Genomic DNA, 334 nt, shown 5'->3' on the forward strand with positions numbered 1-334 from the left:
GAGATCCTTGCGGGCACAAACAGTGCAGGTGTTATGACTCGCCCAATTTGGCAGCTTATGCACAGGTTACCAATGTTTGAAAATGCAATGCGCGGTGATCTTACTTACTCTGAATTTATCGAAGCGCACTTAATTAACCTTCCAAGTACACCGGTGGAAATTAAAAGCTAACTAGGTTTAATACACGATGCAGACACATAAAAAGGTCGCGGTCTTTACTGGTACCAGAGCGGAGTATGGGCTGCTTTTTTGGCTTTTAAAAGACATACAAAGCGACCCAGATCTAACATTACAATTGCTCGTTTCTGGTATGCACCTATCTCCAGAGTTTGGT

2 pseudogenes are annotated in these 334 nt (G+C 43.1%); both read left to right on the forward strand.

The features are described 5' to 3' along the window. Positions 1-171 (forward strand): annotated as a pseudogene (locus AB4486_RS28500) (aminotransferase DegT); the annotation flags it as partial. A 16-nt stretch (positions 172-187) separates the two neighbouring features. Beyond that, a pseudogene (locus AB4486_RS28505) lies at positions 188-334 on the forward strand (UDP-N-acetylglucosamine 2-epimerase (hydrolyzing)); the annotation flags it as partial.

This window comes from Vibrio sp. 10N.222.55.C6 (assembly GCF_041473395.1).
Taxonomy (GTDB): Bacteria; Pseudomonadota; Gammaproteobacteria; order Enterobacterales; family Vibrionaceae; genus Vibrio; species Vibrio crassostreae_C.